Annotated in this window: 1 protein-coding gene; it reads left to right on the plus strand. The window is 52.1% G+C overall.

Annotation, left to right across the window (positions count from 1 at the left end):
* The coding region (locus ACTHR7_RS10935; protein ID WP_440370822.1) for a Y-family DNA polymerase at positions 1-236 on the plus strand (236 nt) is incomplete at both ends.

Raw genomic sequence — 236 nt, forward strand, 5'->3', positions numbered from 1 at the left:
TGTGTCGGCGTTATACCGATTTGATCGAGCCTTTGTCTTTGGATGAGGCCTCTGTGGCTGTTACCCGAAATTTTGAAAATATCCCGTCCGCTAGCGAGGTAGCCAAACGTATTCGTGCCGAAAATTTTGAAGAAACCGGTTTGACCGCCTCCGCAGGCATCGCGCCCAATAAGTTGTTGGCAAAAAACGCATCCGACTGGCGCAAGCCGAACGGGCAGTTTGTGTTGCCGCCGCAA

This window comes from Neisseria sp. P0007.S010 (genome assembly GCF_051962875.1).
In the GTDB taxonomy this organism is placed as follows: domain Bacteria; phylum Pseudomonadota; class Gammaproteobacteria; order Burkholderiales; family Neisseriaceae; genus Neisseria; species Neisseria subflava_A.